The 17581-nt window shown below is 55.8% G+C and carries 15 protein-coding genes; 9 read left to right on the plus strand and 6 right to left on the minus strand.

What is annotated here, in order from left to right; translation table 11 throughout:
* The 7 genes from QP027_RS04545 to mgrA all read left to right on the plus strand — a co-directional run bounded on the left by QP027_RS04545 (position 1) and on the right by mgrA (position 9750).
* Entirely contained in the window at positions 1 to 1623 is a 1623-nt protein-coding gene (locus QP027_RS04545; protein WP_284826925.1) for an ABC transporter transmembrane domain-containing protein, read from the plus strand.
* Positions 1592 to 2932, plus strand: a complete 1341-nt coding sequence (locus tag QP027_RS04550) for an MFS transporter (RefSeq protein WP_284826357.1) — start codon at positions 1592 to 1594, stop codon at positions 2930 to 2932. The genes QP027_RS04545 and QP027_RS04550 overlap by 32 nt, the downstream gene beginning before the upstream one ends.
* 52 nt (positions 2933 to 2984) lie before the next feature.
* Complete coding sequence (locus QP027_RS04555; RefSeq protein ID WP_284826359.1) at positions 2985 to 4016, plus strand: 6-phosphofructokinase; 1032 nt, start codon at positions 2985 to 2987, stop codon at positions 4014 to 4016.
* A 62-nt stretch (positions 4017 to 4078) separates the two neighbouring features.
* Complete coding sequence (gatB, locus tag QP027_RS04560) at positions 4079 to 5578, plus strand: Asp-tRNA(Asn)/Glu-tRNA(Gln) amidotransferase subunit GatB (protein WP_284826361.1); 1500 nt, start codon at positions 4079 to 4081, stop codon at positions 5576 to 5578.
* 208 nt (positions 5579 to 5786) lie between these two features.
* On the plus strand, positions 5787 to 7193 hold the full coding sequence (locus QP027_RS04565; RefSeq protein ID WP_349293180.1) for a YkvI family membrane protein: 1407 nt from the start codon (positions 5787 to 5789) through the stop codon (positions 7191 to 7193).
* Between the two features lie 180 nt (positions 7194 to 7373).
* Entirely contained in the window at positions 7374 to 8669 is a 1296-nt protein-coding gene (locus tag QP027_RS04570; RefSeq protein ID WP_284826363.1) for a YkvI family membrane protein, read from the plus strand.
* 4 nt (positions 8670 to 8673) lie between these two features.
* On the plus strand, positions 8674 to 9750 hold the full coding sequence (mgrA, locus tag QP027_RS04575) for an L-glyceraldehyde 3-phosphate reductase (RefSeq protein ID WP_284826365.1): 1077 nt from the start codon (positions 8674 to 8676) through the stop codon (positions 9748 to 9750).
* On the opposite strand, the gene QP027_RS04580 is transcribed toward mgrA, so the two are convergent.
* Together QP027_RS04580 and QP027_RS04585 are read right to left on the minus strand one after the other, a co-directional pair.
* Entirely contained in the window at positions 9747 to 10220 is a 474-nt protein-coding gene (locus tag QP027_RS04580; RefSeq protein ID WP_284826367.1) for a MarR family winged helix-turn-helix transcriptional regulator, read from the minus strand. The two genes, mgrA and QP027_RS04580, sit on opposite strands and share 4 nt — an antisense overlap.
* A gap of 88 nt (positions 10221 to 10308) precedes the next feature.
* Positions 10309 to 10968 (minus strand): LysE/ArgO family amino acid transporter, encoded by a 660-nt coding sequence (locus tag QP027_RS04585; RefSeq protein WP_284826368.1) that lies wholly within the window; start codon positions 10966 to 10968, stop codon positions 10309 to 10311.
* Positions 10969 to 11038: 70 nt separating this feature from the next.
* Here QP027_RS04585 and QP027_RS04590 point away from each other — a divergent pair, with 70 nt between their 5' ends.
* Positions 11039 to 11896, plus strand: coding sequence for an ArgP/LysG family DNA-binding transcriptional regulator (locus QP027_RS04590; protein WP_284826370.1), 858 nt, complete (start codon positions 11039 to 11041; stop codon positions 11894 to 11896).
* On the opposite strand, the gene QP027_RS04595 is transcribed toward QP027_RS04590, so the two are convergent.
* On the minus strand, positions 11868 to 12941 hold the full coding sequence (locus QP027_RS04595) for a glutathione S-transferase family protein (RefSeq protein WP_284826371.1): 1074 nt from the start codon (positions 12939 to 12941) through the stop codon (positions 11868 to 11870). The genes QP027_RS04590 and QP027_RS04595 overlap by 29 nt on opposite strands.
* Before the next feature lie 153 nt (positions 12942 to 13094).
* Here QP027_RS04595 and QP027_RS04600 point away from each other — a divergent pair, with 153 nt between their 5' ends.
* The gene (locus QP027_RS04600; protein ID WP_284826372.1) at positions 13095 to 13964 is read left to right on the plus strand and encodes a DoxX family protein; all 870 of its coding nucleotides are present in this window, start codon (positions 13095 to 13097) and stop codon (positions 13962 to 13964) included.
* Here QP027_RS04600 and QP027_RS04605 read toward each other — a convergent pair.
* Genes QP027_RS04605 through QP027_RS04615 form a run of 3 tightly spaced genes read right to left on the minus strand, consistent with a single transcriptional unit; the run spans position 13902 to position 17566 of the window.
* Positions 13902 to 15209: a glycosyltransferase family 87 protein gene (locus QP027_RS04605; RefSeq protein ID WP_284826373.1), complete on the minus strand. Its 1308-nt coding sequence runs from the start codon at positions 15207 to 15209 to the stop codon at positions 13902 to 13904. The two genes, QP027_RS04600 and QP027_RS04605, sit on opposite strands and share 63 nt — an antisense overlap.
* A 10-nt stretch (positions 15210 to 15219) precedes the next feature.
* Positions 15220 to 17061 carry a dihydroxy-acid dehydratase gene (ilvD, locus tag QP027_RS04610; RefSeq protein ID WP_284826374.1) on the minus strand — a complete coding sequence of 614 codons (1842 nt, stop codon included), beginning with the start codon at positions 17059 to 17061 and terminating at the stop codon, positions 15220 to 15222.
* Position 17062: 1 nt separating this feature from the next.
* Positions 17063 to 17566, minus strand: coding sequence for a PH domain-containing protein (locus tag QP027_RS04615; RefSeq protein WP_284826375.1), 504 nt, complete (start codon positions 17564 to 17566; stop codon positions 17063 to 17065).
* Positions 17567 to 17581: the final 15 nt, after the last annotated feature.

Consider the following 17581-nt stretch of genomic DNA (forward strand, 5'->3'; position numbering starts at 1 on the left):
ATGCCTCCAATGTGGGCTGGGCGGCGGCGAGGGCTTTTCATTCTCCTTGTCACGCTCGGTATATTCCAGGCCGTGCTCGCTTTGATCATGGCTCTATCTGTCGATGCCTTGCTCAGCCCTGGTATCGCCACTGACAAATGGGACAGCGTCGCCCTCGTCGGCACGGCACTCGGCATCGGTATCGCACGCTGGATCGAGCGCGTTGTCGCAGAAGACCTCGGCCAAGACTATGTCTTTGAGCAACGGCACCGCTTGATTATTTCTTCGGTCGGGGGAGCGGACTATTCAGGATCTCTGGGAGTCACGGTCACGCGAGCCTCCAACGATCTTTCGGCAGTGCGCAACTGGATCGCACTAGGTATCGTCCCGCTGGTGACAGGCATTCCGTTGATTGCCGTTGTCCTCATCGGATTGTTGTTCATCTCGCCTCAAATTGGGCTTGCCGTTGCAATCCCAATCGCTTTGATCGGCGCAGCAATCCCGATTTTGGCCCACATGACTTATGTGCGATCGCGTGCTTTACGACGACGCCGCGGGCGCCTTTCATCCCGCATCGCAGATACCGTCATGGCCAGTGAATCTGTGCGTGCTTCGGGCGCCGTTGCCCGCGAGGTCAAGGCAATTGACCGGCATAGCGACCGAGTCGTCGACGCTGCGGTGGATCGTGCGTGGGTTACAGGTCTCACCCGTTCCTTGACGGCGACGGCGGCGTCGCTGTGCACAGTTGCAGTGGTCTTGATCGCTGTGGAAGGCTGGGCGGACTCGTCGGTAGTTGCCTCGGCGATGACCTTGTTGGGAGTTCTTGCAGCTCCTGTAACTGACTTGGGGCGAGTGGTGGAATATCGCCAAAACTACAAGGCGGCGACTCGCATCCTCGGCCCGGTACTGGAAAAGGCCGATGAGCTGTCAGGGCGGGAGAGTCAGCGCCAGCGGAAGTGGGAACTAAGGTATGGCAACGAACTACTCAGCTACCCAGATTTGCCCTACGGTCAGGTGCAGTTAGGCAAAGATTTCGTTGTTGATGCTGGGGACATCGTACTTATGTCCGCCAACGATCGTTCTAAAATCCGTGACACTCTCGCGGCAATCTTGTCGGTAAATCAAGCTGACAAACTGGTAATCGCAGGTTATGACTTCGGCCTGGCTCCAGAGAAAGTAAGGCGAAACCTTGTTGGCTTTGCCTCAGATTACGTCCCAGTTGAGCGTGGTTCGATTCAGCGGCTTCTGACGTTGCGTCAGCCAGACGCGAGCCCAGAGAAGGTGGCCAGTGTTCTTGAAACGGTGGGCTTGACTGAAACTGTAGAATCCCACCCCAAAGGGATGAAGCTCCAACTGAAAAGTGGTGGCGCTCCTTGGAGCATTGGAGAAACCACTCGACTTAAGATCGCCCGTGCAGCCTTGAACACCCCGCCTTTGCTGGTGTTGGAAGATGTCGATCACCAACTCGACGGTCAAGCGTTGACAGAATTCTTCCAATTCATAGCGGACTACCCAGGTGTCGTGCTGATTTCCACGGCCAAACTCGATTTACTCCCAAGCGACCACGTAGTGTGGAACGTTGATGATGAGCAGCTGGAGGAAAGCGGGCAGGATGAAGTCCTCGCAGGAGACGAAGAAGAGTAGTCGCTGGTTTTCTCTCTGTGCCCTTAGCGCAGGCTACTTCTTGATCATGCTTGATCAAGCAGTGATGCCGGTGCTGACTCCGCGATTGCCTGCAGCTGTGGATGACCAGGTCTGGATTACAAGTATTTACCTACTGTGCACGGTTGTACCGATGCTTGTCACTGGTCGTCTTGGTGATAAGCGTGGTCAGCGCCGGATCTACCTCGTAGGACTTGTCGCCTATATTGCTGGATTACTTGTCTGCGCGCTGTCCTCATCGTTCATTGCTTTGGTGGTCGGGCGAGCGATCCAAGGACTCGGCGCGGCTGCATTCCTTCCGCAGGCATTTAGCATTATCGGTCGGGTCTTTCCTTCCGACGCTAGGGGACCAGCTTTCGCTTTGTGGGGTGTTGTCGGCTCGATAGGTTCACTGGTTGGGCCGCTATTCGCTGGCGTGCTGCTCAACGAGTTTGGGTGGCGCAGTGCTTTTGCAGCCCAGGTGGCCCTGGGTACCGTCGCCTTGATTCTTGCTGTCTTGTGGTTACCGCGCTTGTCAACCACAAGTGCTGTTATCGATGCCCCTTCGGTCCTGATTTCTCTTGCAGGCCTCGGCTTACTGATGTGGGGCATCCAATATGCGCAGGCGTGGGCCATCGTCGTCGGTCTCGTGGCGCTTATTCTTTTCGCGTGGCTGCAGACGCGTTCTGGGGATGAGGCTCTGCTTCCGCTGGGTCTTTTCCGAAATCGCAATTTCACTCTGGGTTCAATTGGCATTGCTGCTATGGGTTTCGTCGTCGCGTGTCAGTTCATCCCGATCATGTACTGGCTGCAAGACATCCGAGGTCTCGATGCCGTCACAGCAGGATTGCTTACAATTCCCATGTCGATTGTCGCGCTCGTGCTTACCCCTTTCGTCGGTGTTGCAGCCGACAGGATAGATCCCAAGGTTCTGTCGGTGGTGGGATTTGGCACGCTTTTCGTTTCGATGGTCTGGTCGTGGGCGCTCATGCTCGGCGAGGGGTCTGCGCTGTGGATGATCGGGATTACTGCGCTCAAAGGCGTGGGTAGCGCGTTCATCTGGGCTCCGAACGCCGCCACTACTATGCGCACCATTCCCGAATCAGCGTCAGGGGCCGCCTCGGGTGCGTACAACACAGTCCGCCAAGTCGGAAGTGTCATCGGTGTGGCTCTGATCGGCGGGGCATTGGGCACCTGGACCCCAGCACTAGGCCTCCAAGCGGCGACTGCGTGGACCATGCTCATCCTTGCTGCGGTGATGCTTGTTGGTTTGGTTGCATCGCTATTTCTTGTTTCCGATATCGAGCAATGACTAATAGTTTTGACTCAGCCAATTTTCCGCAGAACCGCTAAGGTGTTGAAGTATGCGACTAGCCACCTTGACGTCCGGCGGCGACTGCCCCGGTTTGAACGCTGTAATCCGCGGCATTGTCCGTACCGCGAACACTGAATTCGGCTCGACGGTTGTGGGCTACCTCGACGGTTGGGTAGGGCTCCTCGAAGACCAACGGATGCAGCTTTACGACGACCACTTCATCGACAGCATCCTCCTGCGCGGTGGCACTATTTTGGGCACTGGCCGTTTGCACCCAGACAAGTTCAAGGCTGGCATCGACCAGATCAAGAACAACCTCGCTGATGCGAAGATCGATGCACTGATCCCAATCGGCGGCGAGGGCACATTGAAGGGCGCAAAGTGGCTCTCCGACAACGGCATCCCGGTCGTTGGCGTGCCAAAGACCATTGACAACGATGTCAACGCGACGGACTACACCTTCGGTTTCGACACCGCTGTTTCGGTAGCGACCGACGCAATTGATCGTTTGCACACCACGGCAGAGTCGCACAACCGCATCCTGATTGTCGAGGTCATGGGTCGCCACGTAGGTTGGATTGCGCTGCATGCAGGCATGGCCGGCGGCGCGCACTACACCGTGATCCCTGAAGAGCCTTTTGATATTGCAGAGATCACCAAGGCAATGGAACGCCGATTCCAGATGGGCGAGAAGTACGGAATTGTTGTGGTTGCCGAGGGAGCTATTCCAAAGGAAGGCACCATGGACGCTGGACTCGGCGAAGAAGACGAATTCGGGCACAAGACTTTCAACGGCATGGGCCAGGTCATTGCGGACGAAATTCACCGTCGCACAGGCTACGATGTTCGCACTACCGTTCTTGGTCACATTCAGCGTGGTGGCACCCCAACTGCATACGACCGTGTCCTGGCTACTCGCTACGGCGTGGCAGCCGCACGCGCAGCACACGAGGGCAACTTTGGAACCTCTGTGGCGCTGAAGGGCGAGGACATCGAGCTTGTCACTCTGGAGGCTGCAACTGGTCACCTCAAGACCGTTCCTGACCACCGTTATGACACCGCTCGCTCGATGTTCGGCTAGGCCTACCGATAAGCTGCCCCCTCACGCAGCAGGCGATCCGGCAGAGAACTAGACTAGTGCGCATGACTGCGTATGACCTGATGGATTACGACGAGGTACTAGAGAAATTCGATCCAGTAATGGGTCTTGAGGTACACGTCGAGCTCGCCACTGAGACGAAGATGTTCTCTACAGCTTCCGCACATTTCGGTGCGGCGCCTAACTCTAATGTTGACCCTGTGTCCCTCGGCCTGCCGGGTGCGCTTCCAGTGGTCAACGCGAAGGGCGTTGAGTGGGCCATCAAAATTGGCTTGGCACTGAACTGCAAAATTGCGGAGTCCTCGCGTTTCGCTCGCAAGAACTACTTTTATCCAGACCAGCCAAAGAACTACCAGATCTCGCAGTACGACGAACCAATCGCCTACGACGGTTACCTAGACGTCTTGCTAGAGGATGGGACCGAATGGCGCGTTGAGATCGAACGTGCGCACATGGAGGAAGACACCGGCAAGCTCACTCACTTGGGTGGCACCTCCGGTCGTATCCACGGCGCAACCGCATCCCTCGTTGACTGCAACCGCGCCGGGGTTCCCTTGATTGAGATCGTGACCAAGCCGATCATCGGTGCAGGCGAGCGCATGCCGGAGATCGCGCGTGCCTATGTGGGCGCGATCCGCGAGCTCGTCCGCGCACTTGGTGTATCCGACGGTCGCATGGACCAAGGCACGATGCGCTGCGACGCGAACGTCTCGCTGCGCCCGCACGGTCAGGAAGAGTTTGGTACTCGTACCGAGACCAAAAACATTAACTCCTTGAAGTCCGTCGAACAGGCTGTTCGCTTTGAAATGCAGCGCCAAGCCCGTGCGATTGAAAATGGCGAGGAGATCGTTCAGGAAACCCGCCACTACCAGGAGACCGACGGTTCTACCTCGAAGGGCCGGCCGAAAGAAAACTCCGACGATTACCGCTATTTCAACGACCCAGATCTTCCTCCAGTGTTTGCGCCGGCAGAGTGGGTCGAAGAGATCCGTCAGACCTTGCCAGAGCTCCCGTGGGTGCGTCGCGCTCGAATCCAGGAAGAGTGGCAGCTTCCAGAAAAGGAATTCCGCGACCTAGTCAACGCCGGTGCCCTCGATCTCGTTGCCGACACCGTCGAGGCAGGAACGACTCCTGACGAAGCGCGTGCCTGGTGGGTTTCCTACATTGCCGGTAAAGCGAACGAGCTGGGCAAGGACCTCGATGCACTCGGTGTTACCCCTGCGCACGTCGCTCGCGTGGTTGCGCTGGTCAAGGAAGGCAAGCTCACCACCAAACTTGCTCGACAGGCCCTCGACGGTGTTATCGCCGGCGAAGGGGATGTGGATGAGGTTGTACAGGCTCGCGGTCTCGAAGTCGTACGTGACGATGGCGCCATTGAGGCTGCTGTCGACGAGGCCTTGGCCGCCAACCCGGACATCGTCGAGAAGTACAAAGCGGGCAACACGAAAGTTACTGGTGCGATCGTCGGCGCGGTAATGAAGGCAACCCGCGGCAAGGCTGATCCGCAGCAGGTCAACCAGTTAATTGCGAAAAAGCTGAGCTAGATTCTCAACGCTACGAAGCCCCGTCTACTGCACCGTAGGCGGGGCTTCAACGTATTACGATTGTGTTTCGATCACGTGCGCAGCGATAGATATAAGCTAGAACTTATGATAATTTCGGTACCTTGTAACTTGGTGCGCAGGGCCTGAAAATTGCACGACCAGCCACGGAACTGCGTGAAAGGGCTGGGTAAACACAGGGAAACATACCGTGATAAGGAAATCGATCACCATTGCACTCGCGTACGTCGGGCTTCTCGTCGGAGCTGGCTTCGCATCAGGGCAGGAGGTGATTCAGTACTTTTCGGCATACGGTACAAAAGGCATAATTGGCGCGATGCTCGCCTGTGTACTCATTGTTATTTCGGGCACCGTTCTTTTTCAACTGGGCAGCTATTTTCTGGCGGACAACCACAGCGTTGTCTTCGACAATGTGACGCACCCAAATGTCTCGAAGTTTCTCGACTTGTCCACGATGATCACGCTGTTCAGCATCGGTTTCGTCATGATTGCTGGTGCAGGCTCCAACTTGCAACAGCAATTCGGACTGTCCAACTGGATCGGCGCCTTGATCATGACGGCGCTTCTGGTGATATCCGGATTCCTCGACGTAGATAAGATCACGAACATCATCTCCGCCATCACTCCATTGCTTATCATTTCGGTCCTCGGAGCGGCAGTGGTGACCATCTTGAGATTGCCTGAGCTAGATACCGAGCACCTGAATGAGATCGCAATGTCCAACCAAGCCGCCTCGGGTGTGTTTGGGAGCTGGTGGGTCTCTGCGCTGAACTATGCCGGTCTGTGTATCATCGTCGGAGTTTCGATGATCCTGGTCATTGCAGGCTCGCAGATGAACCCTCGTCACGCAGGTGCCGGTGGACTAGTTGGCGGCATGTTGTTTGCAGCTCTTCTAATTCTTCTCACTTTGATTTTGTTCTTCAACATGGAAGATATCGTCGGTGCAGATATGCCTCTTCTCATGGTCTTTGACAACATGCATCCGGCCGTAGGTGTGGTAGTGGCGCTCATCATCTATGCCATGATCTACAACACTGCTGTCGGAATGTTCTATGCCATGTCTCGACGACTCTCCACGGGGCACCCCGAGCGTTTTCTCCCGATTTATCTCACTGTCGTAGGTATCGGTTTCCTTTTGTCCTTTGTCGGATTCTCCGACCTTGTCAGCTGGATTTATCCGATCTTGGGTTACTTGGGTGTCGTTTTGGTGGCAGTACTTACAGCATCATGGGTCAAGAGTCGCGACGACATCGCAGTAGAAACGGAACGTCGCGTGCGCCTAGCAGAGCTGGCTGAAACTCAGCTTGATCCTGAAAGCTCGGACCTTTCGCGACGCGAACGCAAAGAGGTTGAGGTGTTGGTAGGGGAGTCTCACGTCGAAGACGCAGAGCTGTGGCAATCTGTCCAAGAAGAAGTAGCCTCGGATCTAGACGCGGATCCATTTAGTGAGTTTGAGCTGGCAGATTACCCACAATTTGACCCTGACCACGAGGAGTATTCTGGTCCACCAGAAGGTGACACGGAAGAGATCGACTGGCAAGCGTACGACGAGTATTACAACCCTGGATCAGCGGGGGAATCGAACTCAAAGAGATAACTTTCTGTGCAAGTGGTAGTGTAGACGCGTTGTCGCACGGGAAAAGCACGATATGGGTGCAGTGTCCCAGTAAGCACAATTCCGGGGGGAATTGGGATAGCTCGGCCGTATTGATTTCAGAATTGACTCACTCGTGCGTCAACTGTCCTGAAAACAAGTTACGGAAAGGCTCATTTCCCTATGTGGAAACGTAGTATTACCATCGCATTTGCTTTCGTCGGTTTGCTGGTAGGCGCAGGCTTTGCTACCGGACAAGAAGTTGTTCAATATTTCATTTCATTTGGTCAGATTGGGCTGGTCGGTGTTGCAGTCGCAGCGGCAATCATGATCTTCTCCGGCGCCATCATCTTTCAGCTTGGGTCGTACTTCTTAGCCAAAGAGCACAACGCAGTGTTTCAAAACGTTGCGCACCCTTGGGTGTCTCGCTTTCTTGATTGGACGACAATCGCGACCCTGTTCTGTATTGGTTTCGTCATGCTCGCAGGTGCAGGCTCCAACCTAGAACAGCAATTCGGTTGGCCAACCTGGGTGGGCTCGGTGCTGATGACCATTTTGGTACTCGTATCTGGCCTTCTAGACGTTGACAAGGTCACCAACGTGATCTCGGCAATCACGCCTTTCATCGTGATTGCCATCGTCGTTGCTTTCGTCTACACGCTGATGAACTGGCCAACTGACACTTCGTCGCTGAATGAAACAGCGCAGCAGCTCACTCCCGCGTTGCCGCATTGGTTGTTATCTAGTGTGAACTACACGGCAATGGCGCTGATGCTCGGTGTGTCCATGATCCTTGTGATCGGTGGCAATGAGTCGTCGACAAAAGCAGCGTGGCGCGGGGGTCTCCTCGGTGGAATCATTTTCTCTGTGATGTTGGCCGTGTTGGCATTTGTCATCTACTTCAACATTGACAAGGTCGGAGGTTTGGACCTACCACTACTTGGAGTTTTCGACTCGATGCATCCGGCTGTAAGCTTCGTCGTTGCTTGGGTGATCTACGCGATGATTTACAACACTGCAATCGGCATGTTTTATGCCCTGGCGCGCCGCATCACAGTGGACAAACCAGAGCGATTCGTGGCTGTTTACTTCACCGTCACCATTGCAGGATTCGTAGTGTCCTTCCTCGGGTTCTCTAACCTCTTGGGTTGGGTCTACCCGGTCATTGGCTATGTGGGCATGGTGATGATCGTGGTTACTACGATCGCGTGGTTCCGCGGACGTCCACGCTTGCAAAAGGAAGAAGAAGTTCGCGATCGCCTAACCGAACTCGCCGAACAGAAGCTCGATCCAGAGCAGGATGATCTGACCCGAGCGGAAAAGAAGGAAGTGGTGGAGTTGGCTCGTGAATCCCGCGTCGACGGTAAAGAACTGTGGGAATCTGTGCAAGAAGATGTGGCAAGTGAGCTAGACATCGAACTAGCAGAGGATCTTCAGGGCGATATACAACCGGTCGGAGGCGAAAAAGAGCACAATTGAGTGTATGACTGACTACGCTCCACATCCTGACCGCTATTCGCAGATGCCTTTTCGCACCGTGGGAAATTCTGGATTGAAGCTCCCCGCGGTGTCGCTGGGCTTGTGGCACAACTTTGGCGACGATAAGTCCTTGGAAACCCAGCGTGGAATAATCCACCGAGCTTTTGACCGCGGCGTGACGCACTTCGACCTAGCCAATAACTACGGACCACCTGCTGGCAGTGCCGAGATCAATTTCGGGCGCATTCTCAAAGAAGACCTCAAGCGTCACCGCGACGAGCTCATTATCTCATCCAAAGCCGGCTGGGATATGTGGGAAGGCCCATATGGGTATGGCGGTTCACGAAAGTACCTCATGAGTTCACTGGACCAATCCCTTGAGCGACTCGGCGTGGACTACGTAGACATTTTCTACCATCACCGCCCGGACCCCGAAACGCCGTTGGAAGAAACGATGTACGCGCTTCGCGATATCGTCGCCAGTGGTAAGGCGCTTTACGTTGGAGTGTCCTCATACGGCCCTGAACTCACCGCAGAGGCAGCGGAATTCCTGGCCGAGGAAGGCTGCCCGCTATTGATCCATCAGCCAAGCTACTCGATCGTCAACCGCTGGGTCGAAGAGCCGGGTGAAGATGACATGTCGCTGCTGGAAACGGCGGCAGATTCTGGGGTCGGTGTGATCGCTTTCTCGCCACTAGCCCAGGGGCTGCTTACCAATCGCTACCTCGATGGGATCCCTGAGGGGTCTCGAGCCTCCGAGCACAAGTCGTTGTCGCAAGAGATGCTTTCCGACGAGAACCTCGCCATGGTTCGCGCTCTCAACGATATCGCTGCCGAACGTGGCCAGACGTTGGCTCAGATGGCAATTGCTTGGGCTCTGCGGGAGCAGGGCGAGTTCGGCGCAGAAACTGTATCCAGTGCTTTGGTAGGTGCTTCGAGCGTGGAGCAGTTGGACCAGAATTTGAATGCAGTGGACAACCTAGAGTTTTCAGACGAGGAGCTGGCTGCGATTGACGAGGTTGCCGACGATGCTGGGATTAACATCTGGGCGGGAGCAACCGCGTCGCGCACGCATGGCTAAGCGCGTGGCATCGCGGAAGGATCGAGCTGTGTAAGAATCTTGCGCAGCAAAACACCGAACTGGGCAGTCTCGTCTTCGGTGAGTGGGTCGAAGACGAGTTCGCGCACCCGTTGCACGTGACTCGGCGCTGCGGCAGTGATGAACTCCCAGCCGTTGTCGGTGATCGAGGCGATGTTGGTGCGTCGATCATCTTCGTCGGGTGTGCGAACCACATATTCGCGCTTTTCCAAGCGACTAACTACGTGGGAGAGCCGCGACGGCGACATCTGCGTTAGAGCGGCAAGTTCACTCATCGTGAGGCGACCATCGTCTGCCATCGAGATCTGTGCCAATGTGAAGTAGTCATGCAGATTCATAGCATGGTCGCGTTTTAGTTGTTCGTCGAGACGTGTCGGCAACCAGGCGGATACCGCCCACAAGGCAAGCCAGGTGCGTGTTTCTTCGTCGTCAAGCCAGCGAATCTCGTCCATGAGCATGAGTCTAAGCCTGATTAGGTTTAAACTTCAACTAGGGTGCGACGGCTAGGGTGCGACGGCTAGGGTGCCAAGACCAGAGCGCCTAGAGCAGTGCGAGTTTAATCGCCAAAATCGTAAGGACGATTCCGATAACAACGTTGAGTACCCGCCAGACGCGAGGGCTGGACAACGGCCGAGAAAGGGCGGAAGCTCCATAGGCAACCATGGGGAACCAGATGAGGCTGCTGATGGTCGCGCCGATGATGAAAAGCCACGGGCCCGTACCTGGATATTGGTTTGCGATGCCTCCGATGACAACGCCGTCAATCCACATATTCGGGTTGACCCAGGTCAGCATAAGAAGAGTGCCGATGGGCGCGGAGACTTTCTGCGTGGTGGCCGCGCGCGCCTTGACTTGCACCTGCCCGGCTGAGGCTTGCCTCACGGGAGCGGAATCCTCGACGACTTGGAGCTCTTGTTCGCTTGCAGTGGCGGCGTCCCGAAAAGCTTGGAAACCAAACCACGCAAGGTATGCCACGCCGATCCATTTCAGAACTTCCAGGACTATCGGGGCGCGTTGCGTAAGCTCTCCGACTCCAGTGACCGCGATGACGTAAAGCAAAATGTCAGAGAGAATACAGACGGTGACAATTGCAGCAAGAGCCTCGCGCTTAATGCCCTGCTTAATCAAAAAGATGTTCTGGGGACCAAGCGAGACAATTAGCGAAAAGCCAAGGGCGATTCCTGCGAAGATCGTGGTCATGCACATGATCAAAGCATGACGCGGCGATGAAGTCCAGTTACATTTTTTCACCCTGGTTTAGAATTGCTTCATGGACGCGATAAAGATGGAAACACTAGCGACGATTGTCGACGAGGGAAGCTTTGAGCAAGCGGCCTATGCACTTGGCATTTCGCCAAGTGCTGTCTCGCAAAGAGTAAAGTCGCTGGAAAAATCCACCGGGCGTGTTCTTCTCCGACGCACGACTCCTGTGACCGCTACCGATGCCGGAGAGGTCATCGTACAAGCGGCACGACGAATGGCCCTCTTACAGGCGGAAACGGATGCAAAGCTGAAGAACAGGCTATCGCGGGTGCCTTTGTCGATTGCGGTCAACGCGGACTCCTTGTCCACCTGGTTTCGTCCAGTTCTGGCGGAAATGGCGCAGCTAGGAAAGGCAAGTTTACGTTTGCGGGTGGAGGATGAATCGCAAACATTGGCACTCTTGCGACGAGGCGATGTCCTTGGGGCGGTGACCAAAGAGTCCACGCCGGTGAGCGGTTGCGAGGTTACTTCGCTGAGCCCTCAGCGCTATCTCGCAGTTGCCGCACCTAGCTTGGTCGCCGAGGGTATCAATTGGGCCACACTGCCCGTCCTGCGATTTGGGCCTGCGGACGGATTGCAGGATCAAATGCTGGATAGGCACCTCACCCTCGGGGAGCGAGTTGAGCGGGCGGAGAGCATCATCCCCGATGTCTATGCGTTTACCGAGGCAATTTGCGTCGGGCTCGGGTGGGCGTTGCTCCCCGAGGTTCTTGCGTCGGATCTCGTGGCACAAAAGCGGCTCGTTGTGCTTGACGACGAGCCATTGGAGGTTCCGCTTTACTGGCAACGCTGGAGGCTGGAATCGGAACTGCTGAGTGCCTTAACTCAGGCCGTAATTAGTGCTGGAACGACTCCGGATGCTTGACCTCTTCGCCAGTAGGGACCGGTCCGGGCAGGACGGTTCCTTCGGGGAAAGGGGAACCCGGCAAATGGTCGCGCCCATGCGGTTCCATGATCGCTGACATGTCCGGGCCAGCAGGAACAATAGCGGTCGGGTTAATTTCTTGGTGGGTAATGAAGTAGTGCTGCTTGATCTCGGTGAAGTCGGTGGTGTCCCCAAAGCCCGGAACTTGGAAGAGCTCCTTGAGGTAGCCCCACAGGTTCGGCATTTCGGTCAGGCGCTGTCGCGAACACTTGAAATGCGAGTAATAGACAGGGTCGAAGCGCACCAAGGTAGGGAAGAGGTAGATGTCTGCAAGGGTGATGTGCTCACCCATTAGGAAGCGACGTGTGGACAGACGGTCTTCCAGCCAATCCATTGCCTTCCATAGGCGATCGTATGCCGTGTCGTATGCCTCTTGCGAGCCTGCGAAGCCACAGCGGTACACCCCGTTATTTACCTCGTGGTAAATCTCGGTGGTCACCTTATCGATTTCTGCACGTAAGTGCGCTGGATACAGATCGGGAGCACCTTCACGGTGATACTGGGCCCACTCATCGATGAAATCGACTGGAATGGTCGGGAAGTTGTTGGTTACTACCTTCTTCGATGCGGTTTCGACGATCGCGGGCACCGTGATGCCGCGTGGGTAGTTGGGAAATCGATTGAAGTACGCATCCTGTAGAAAATGTAGACCAGTGGCGGGATCTTCCTCATTCGGGTCAAGGTCAAAGACCCACGAGCGACGGTCATGCGTCGGACCTGCAAGTCCCAGGGAGATGACATCTTCTAGGCCGAGGAGGCGGCGGGTAATTACCGTGCGATGGGCCCATGGGCAAGCGCGTGCTGCCATCAGACGGTAACGACCGGGCTCGACAGGCCAGCTAAACGCGCCATTTTTCATGGCCTGTGGTGCATTCTTGGCAACGAGCTCGGCGGAGAAGCGGTCTTCAATATAAGTGGTGTCGCGCACAAATTCTCCGTCTGGGGAAGCATTTTGGGCGGGATCGTCCCACGTGGTCTTCGGCATGGTCAAGCTCCTTAATTTGGTGATATAACAACAAGGTTAAGTGTGGTTTGTGTACCTGTCAATCACGAATTACCTACACAAGGCGGGAAAATCCCGCAGGCACGCCGAGGGACCTAGCCAAGATTGCCGTGTCACTCGCATAGATTTGGCCGTATGAGCGACAAATCAACTAATCCGAATAACCAACATTTTGACAATCTTGATGACATGCAAGACCTCGACGTGCCTACCTATCAGGGCAATTCGTCCGACGCTTCAACCTCTATCTACCAGCGTTCCGGCAAAGCGGCCCCCGAGTCTGTCGGACCGCAGCAGCCGGCCACTGAGACGATTTCCATGGACCGCGGTAGCCAAAGCACCGCGGACACGGAATTCGCCCCAGTCTCTGAGAACTACGACAACTACGAAAGTCCTCAGTACGTGTCGGCTCCCGCTACAGATTCAGCTGCAAACTCGGTCACCGTGGCCGACCGCACCGAGGTCGAAGAAGACAAACCAACTGAGCACCGACGTGGCACCATCGATTTCGGTTTGTTCTTGCTGCGTCTGCTGCTAGGTGGCTACCTGATCTTCTCGGCAGTTACGGTGTTTTTCCGCCTCGGAGGCAATGAGGGTCTGGGCGGGCTAGAGAAGGCATTTGCTGACTACGCTGCCGGTGACCTACTTGCCGTCATTGTTCCGACCCTGCAGCTAGCCGCTGGCGTCTTCCTCGTGCTGGGACTTCTCACTCCAGTTGCAGCTATGATCGCAACGATCGTCACGGGTTTCATGGCTCTCCACGAAGTGTCTGCAGCCAGTGCCGGTTTCAACGCCTTCTCCTGGCCAGAATCTGCTTGGCTCGCACTAATTCTTTTCGGCCTGTCGGTGGTTGTTCAATTTACCGGCCCTGGCCTGTACTCCTTTGACACTGGTCGCGGCTGGGCACGTCGCCCGCTGGTCAGCTCCTGGGTCTTCATCATCCTAGGCGTAGCTGGCGTTGTCGCTGCGTGGTGGTTCGGAACCGGAATCAATCCGTTTGCCTAGCACCGCTTCCGGTTGTGCTCGTGGCACTGTACGCAGCGCCACGGCTAGCGCAACCATCGTCGCGATAGCGAGCCAAACGAAGTCGCTTACCAAGACTTTCTGCCAGATCGGCAATTCGAATACTTGAATCGCATCGCCGAACCACCACTTCGGTGGATTGGTCAGAACCAGCACCGCCCACAGTGCAACGATCGCGCTGAGGGCGGTGTCGTTGTTTCTGAACAAGGTAAAAATGCGCCAGGTAGCCACGGGCAGAATTAGTGCAAGCCACACCCAGTGGTGCGACCACGATACCGGCGAGATCAACAGCATAATCAGTGAGTTCACCAGGATAGCGTCAAGGACCATCTCGCGACGCAGCAACGCCCACATGAGCCATCCGCCGAGGCCAATCGTCGTTAGTGAAAGTATGAGCCACAAGATATTCACCAACGACGAGTGCGTATCCAATTGCTCCTGCGATTCGGCAAAGCGCATGAGCACGCCCTTAATCGAGCTGTTGGACTGATATGAAGAATCGACGCCAAACTCATTGCCCGAGTTCATTCCCAGCAAAGTAGTGGAGAAATACTCCACAGTGGCATCCCAACGCACGGCAGCTGCCACTAACGTCGCGCCAACAGCCGACGCTGCGGTGACAAAAATCGCCCGGAATTCCTTGCGAAGCAGGAACACCAAACACATTGCAAGGGGAGTGATCTTGATAGCCGCGGCGATCCCGATCCAGAATCCACGAGGTAAACGACGCTTTCGGGGCACAAGATCCAAGAACACAAGGCCCATGATCACCATGTTGATCTGTGCGAAGCCTTGGTTCAGTACAACGGGCTCGATCATCATTCCAACGACCCACGCCACAACGATGACAGCCCAGCGCTCCCACTGACCTGCCTTCGGAAGAAGATGCTTGAAGATGTAGTACAAACACGCCAAGAGCAACACATCTGAGATAACGATCATGATGTTGCCCGCCATGTCGTCGCTAATGAAACTAGGCGTGAGGGGAGCCAAGACTAACGCACCAAAAGGTGGGTAAATAAATGGCAACGCGAGGTCGCCCGCGTACATCGGTTGCGAGTACACCTCGCCACCCGAGAAAAACGCGCGTGCGCCCTCGCGATAGATGATCATGTCAACGGGGAAGTTTGTCTGCGCAATATGCAGCCAGATTGCCCCAAGGCCTGCGGCCAACCCCAGAACCGTGACGAACCGGGGCAGGAGTTGGCGGAGATCAAGATCGTTCATTTAGGCCATATTAGTCCACGTGTCGTACAGCACCCTTGTCAGCACTTGTAGCCATCTTGGCATATGCCCGTAGCGCCTTGGACACCGTGCGTTCGCGCTTCGGGGTCCACTGGCTCTCAGACGCCTCCATCGCCTGACGACGACGCTCAAGCTCGGTTTCATCAACATCCAGCGAAAGCTGGCGGTTGTTTACAGAGATGCTGATGGTGTCACCGTTTTCGATCAACCCAATCAGCCCCTTGTGAGCTGCCTCTGGAGAGATGTGGCCGATAGACAATCCGGAAGTACCTCCGGAGAAGCGGCCGTCCGTGATAAGTGCGCATTTCTTGCCCAACCCGGCGCCCTTGAGGAAGGAAGTCGGGTGCAGCATTTCCTGCATTCCTGGGCCGCCGGCTGGACCTTCATAACGGATTACGACGACCTCGCCCGCCTGCACCTCACGGTTCAAGATCATAGAAACTGCCTGCTCCTGGGAATCGACAACTCGGGCTGGCCCGGAAAACTCCCACAGTTCTTCCTCCACGCCTGCAGTCTTGAGCACTGCGCCGTCCGGAGCGAGGTTGCCACGCAATACGACGAGGCCACCGTCCGCGGTGTGTGCGTGCTCGACATCGTGAATGACGCCGTCGACTGGATCCTTATCCAGGGTTTCCCAGCGGTTGGACTGAGAGAAAGCCTCGGTGGAGCGAACGCCACCTGGAGCTGCATAGAAGAGCTCTTCCGCCTCCTCAGTTGCCGCGCCGCCGCGGATGTCCCAATCGTTGAGCCAATCATTGAGGTTGTCGTACTTGATGGAACGAACGTCTGCGGTCAACTTGCCGGCGCGGTTGAGCTCGCCGAGGATTGCGGGGATGCCACCTGCGCGGTGCACATCCTCCACGTGTGCTGTGCCATTTGGCGCAACCTTGGACAGGCACGGGATGACGTGGGAAAGCTCATCGATATCGGTGAGATCAAAGTCAATCTCACCTTCCTGTGCTGCAGCCAAGGTGTGGAGGATGGTGTTGGAGGAGCCGCCCATCGCCATATCAAGTGCCATGGCGTTGCGGAATGCATCGCGGTTTGCGATGTTGCGAGGAAGAACCGATTCGTCCTCATTGCCGTAGTAAGCCTGGCACAACTCCATGACGGTCTGGCCTGCCTTAACGAAAAGATCCCGTCGAGCAGAGTGCGTTGCCAAAGTGGTCCCGTTACCCGGCAGGGACAGGCCGAGAGCCTCTGTGAGGCAGTTCATCGAGTTTGCAGTAAACATGCCTGAGCAGGACCCACAAGTTGGGCATGCAGAATCGACAACAGCATCGAGCTCTGCGTCAGAGACGTTGTCGTCTGCGGACAGCGAGATGGCATCGATGAGGTCGGTCGCGGCTCGAGCCACACCATCAACGACGACTGCCTTGCCTGCTTCCATCGGCCCACCGGAGACGAAGACGGCAGGGATGTTCAGACGCATCGCAGCGTTGAGCATGCCTGGGGTGATTTTGTCGCAGTTGGAAATGCAGACCATTGCATCAGCAGTGTGCGCATTGACCATGTACTCCACCGAGTCCGCGATGATTTCACGGGAAGGCAGGGAATACAGCATGCCGCCGTGGCCCATGGCAATGCCATCGTCTACTGCAATGGTGTTGAATTCCTTCGGCACGCCACCTGCAGCACGAACTGCTTCCGCGACGATGTCGCCAACGTTTTTCAGATGAACGTGGCCGGGTACGAACTGGGTGTAGGAGTTCACGATGGCAACGATTGGCTTGCCAAATTCGTTGTCCTTGGTGCCAGTTGCCTTCCACAGGGCGCGTGCACCTGCTGCTTGGCGGCCGACTGTGGTGACTTTAGATCGAAGAGGGAAGACCATTTCACTCCTTAGTTTCTTTGTGTTCGTGTTGTGCGAATTCTTCTTTTGTCATGAGGACCTGGTGACCATCTTTATGGTGCACCTCGACTTTGCTATCGGCCGCTTCGATTCCAGCGGTAAGTGCATCGGGGATGCGACCTTTCGAAGCTGCTTCAAGTTTTGGAAGCGAGTTGAAAGTCACCCCTGGCAGCATGTACTTGTTGTCGTCTTTGTCAACGGCGCTGGCGCGAGATCCGGTAAAAGCAACGCCATTGAAATCGCTCCAAGGAATGGAAACGTTTTTGCGGAAGAGGTAGCTGATTGCGATGCCTTCGTCGTCTACGCGTGTGCTGGCTTTGTAAACCCACACGATAAACAGGATTGGGAGGATCAAGATCCACCCAAGGCGCAGTGGAGCCCAGGATATTCCAATCATGGCGATAAACATCATCATGACCGTGGCGACCACGTGCGTCTTTTCTGGCCGGAAATAGGTGGCATCCGGCTGTTCTGCTTCGGAACTCATGGTAGACATGCTAGC

This window comes from Corynebacterium breve (assembly GCF_030252165.1).
In the GTDB taxonomy this organism is placed as follows: Bacteria; Actinomycetota; Actinomycetes; order Mycobacteriales; family Mycobacteriaceae; genus Corynebacterium; species Corynebacterium breve.

What these genes read in the sequence shown, in the direction of transcription:
- QP027_RS04600 (WP_284826372.1), top strand. Translation starts at nt 13,095, where the DNA reads ATGAGCGACAAATCAACTAATCCGAATAACCAACATTTTGACAATCTT.
- QP027_RS04605 (WP_284826373.1), bottom strand. Translation starts at nt 15,209, where the DNA reads ATGAACGATCTTGATCTCCGCCAACTCCTGCCCCGGTTCGTCACGGTT.
- QP027_RS04555 (WP_284826359.1), top strand. Translation starts at nt 2,985, where the DNA reads ATGCGACTAGCCACCTTGACGTCCGGCGGCGACTGCCCCGGTTTGAAC.
- QP027_RS04585 (WP_284826368.1), bottom strand. Translation starts at nt 10,968, where the DNA reads ATGACCACGATCTTCGCAGGAATCGCCCTTGGCTTTTCGCTAATTGTC.
- gatB (WP_284826361.1), top strand. Translation starts at nt 4,079, where the DNA reads ATGACTGCGTATGACCTGATGGATTACGACGAGGTACTAGAGAAATTC.
- mgrA (WP_284826365.1), top strand. Translation starts at nt 8,674, where the DNA reads ATGACTGACTACGCTCCACATCCTGACCGCTATTCGCAGATGCCTTTT.
- QP027_RS04590 (WP_284826370.1), top strand. Translation starts at nt 11,039, where the DNA reads ATGGACGCGATAAAGATGGAAACACTAGCGACGATTGTCGACGAGGGA.
- QP027_RS04615 (WP_284826375.1), bottom strand. Translation starts at nt 17,566, where the DNA reads ATGAGTTCCGAAGCAGAACAGCCGGATGCCACCTATTTCCGGCCAGAA.
- QP027_RS04545 (WP_284826925.1), top strand. Translation starts at nt 1, where the DNA reads ATGCCTCCAATGTGGGCTGGGCGGCGGCGAGGGCTTTTCATTCTCCTT.
- QP027_RS04570 (WP_284826363.1), top strand. Translation starts at nt 7,374, where the DNA reads ATGTGGAAACGTAGTATTACCATCGCATTTGCTTTCGTCGGTTTGCTG.
- QP027_RS04550 (WP_284826357.1), top strand. Translation starts at nt 1,592, where the DNA reads ATGAAGTCCTCGCAGGAGACGAAGAAGAGTAGTCGCTGGTTTTCTCTC.
- ilvD (WP_284826374.1), bottom strand. Translation starts at nt 17,061, where the DNA reads ATGGTCTTCCCTCTTCGATCTAAAGTCACCACAGTCGGCCGCCAAGCA.
- QP027_RS04595 (WP_284826371.1), bottom strand. Translation starts at nt 12,941, where the DNA reads ATGCCGAAGACCACGTGGGACGATCCCGCCCAAAATGCTTCCCCAGAC.
- QP027_RS04580 (WP_284826367.1), bottom strand. Translation starts at nt 10,220, where the DNA reads ATGGACGAGATTCGCTGGCTTGACGACGAAGAAACACGCACCTGGCTT.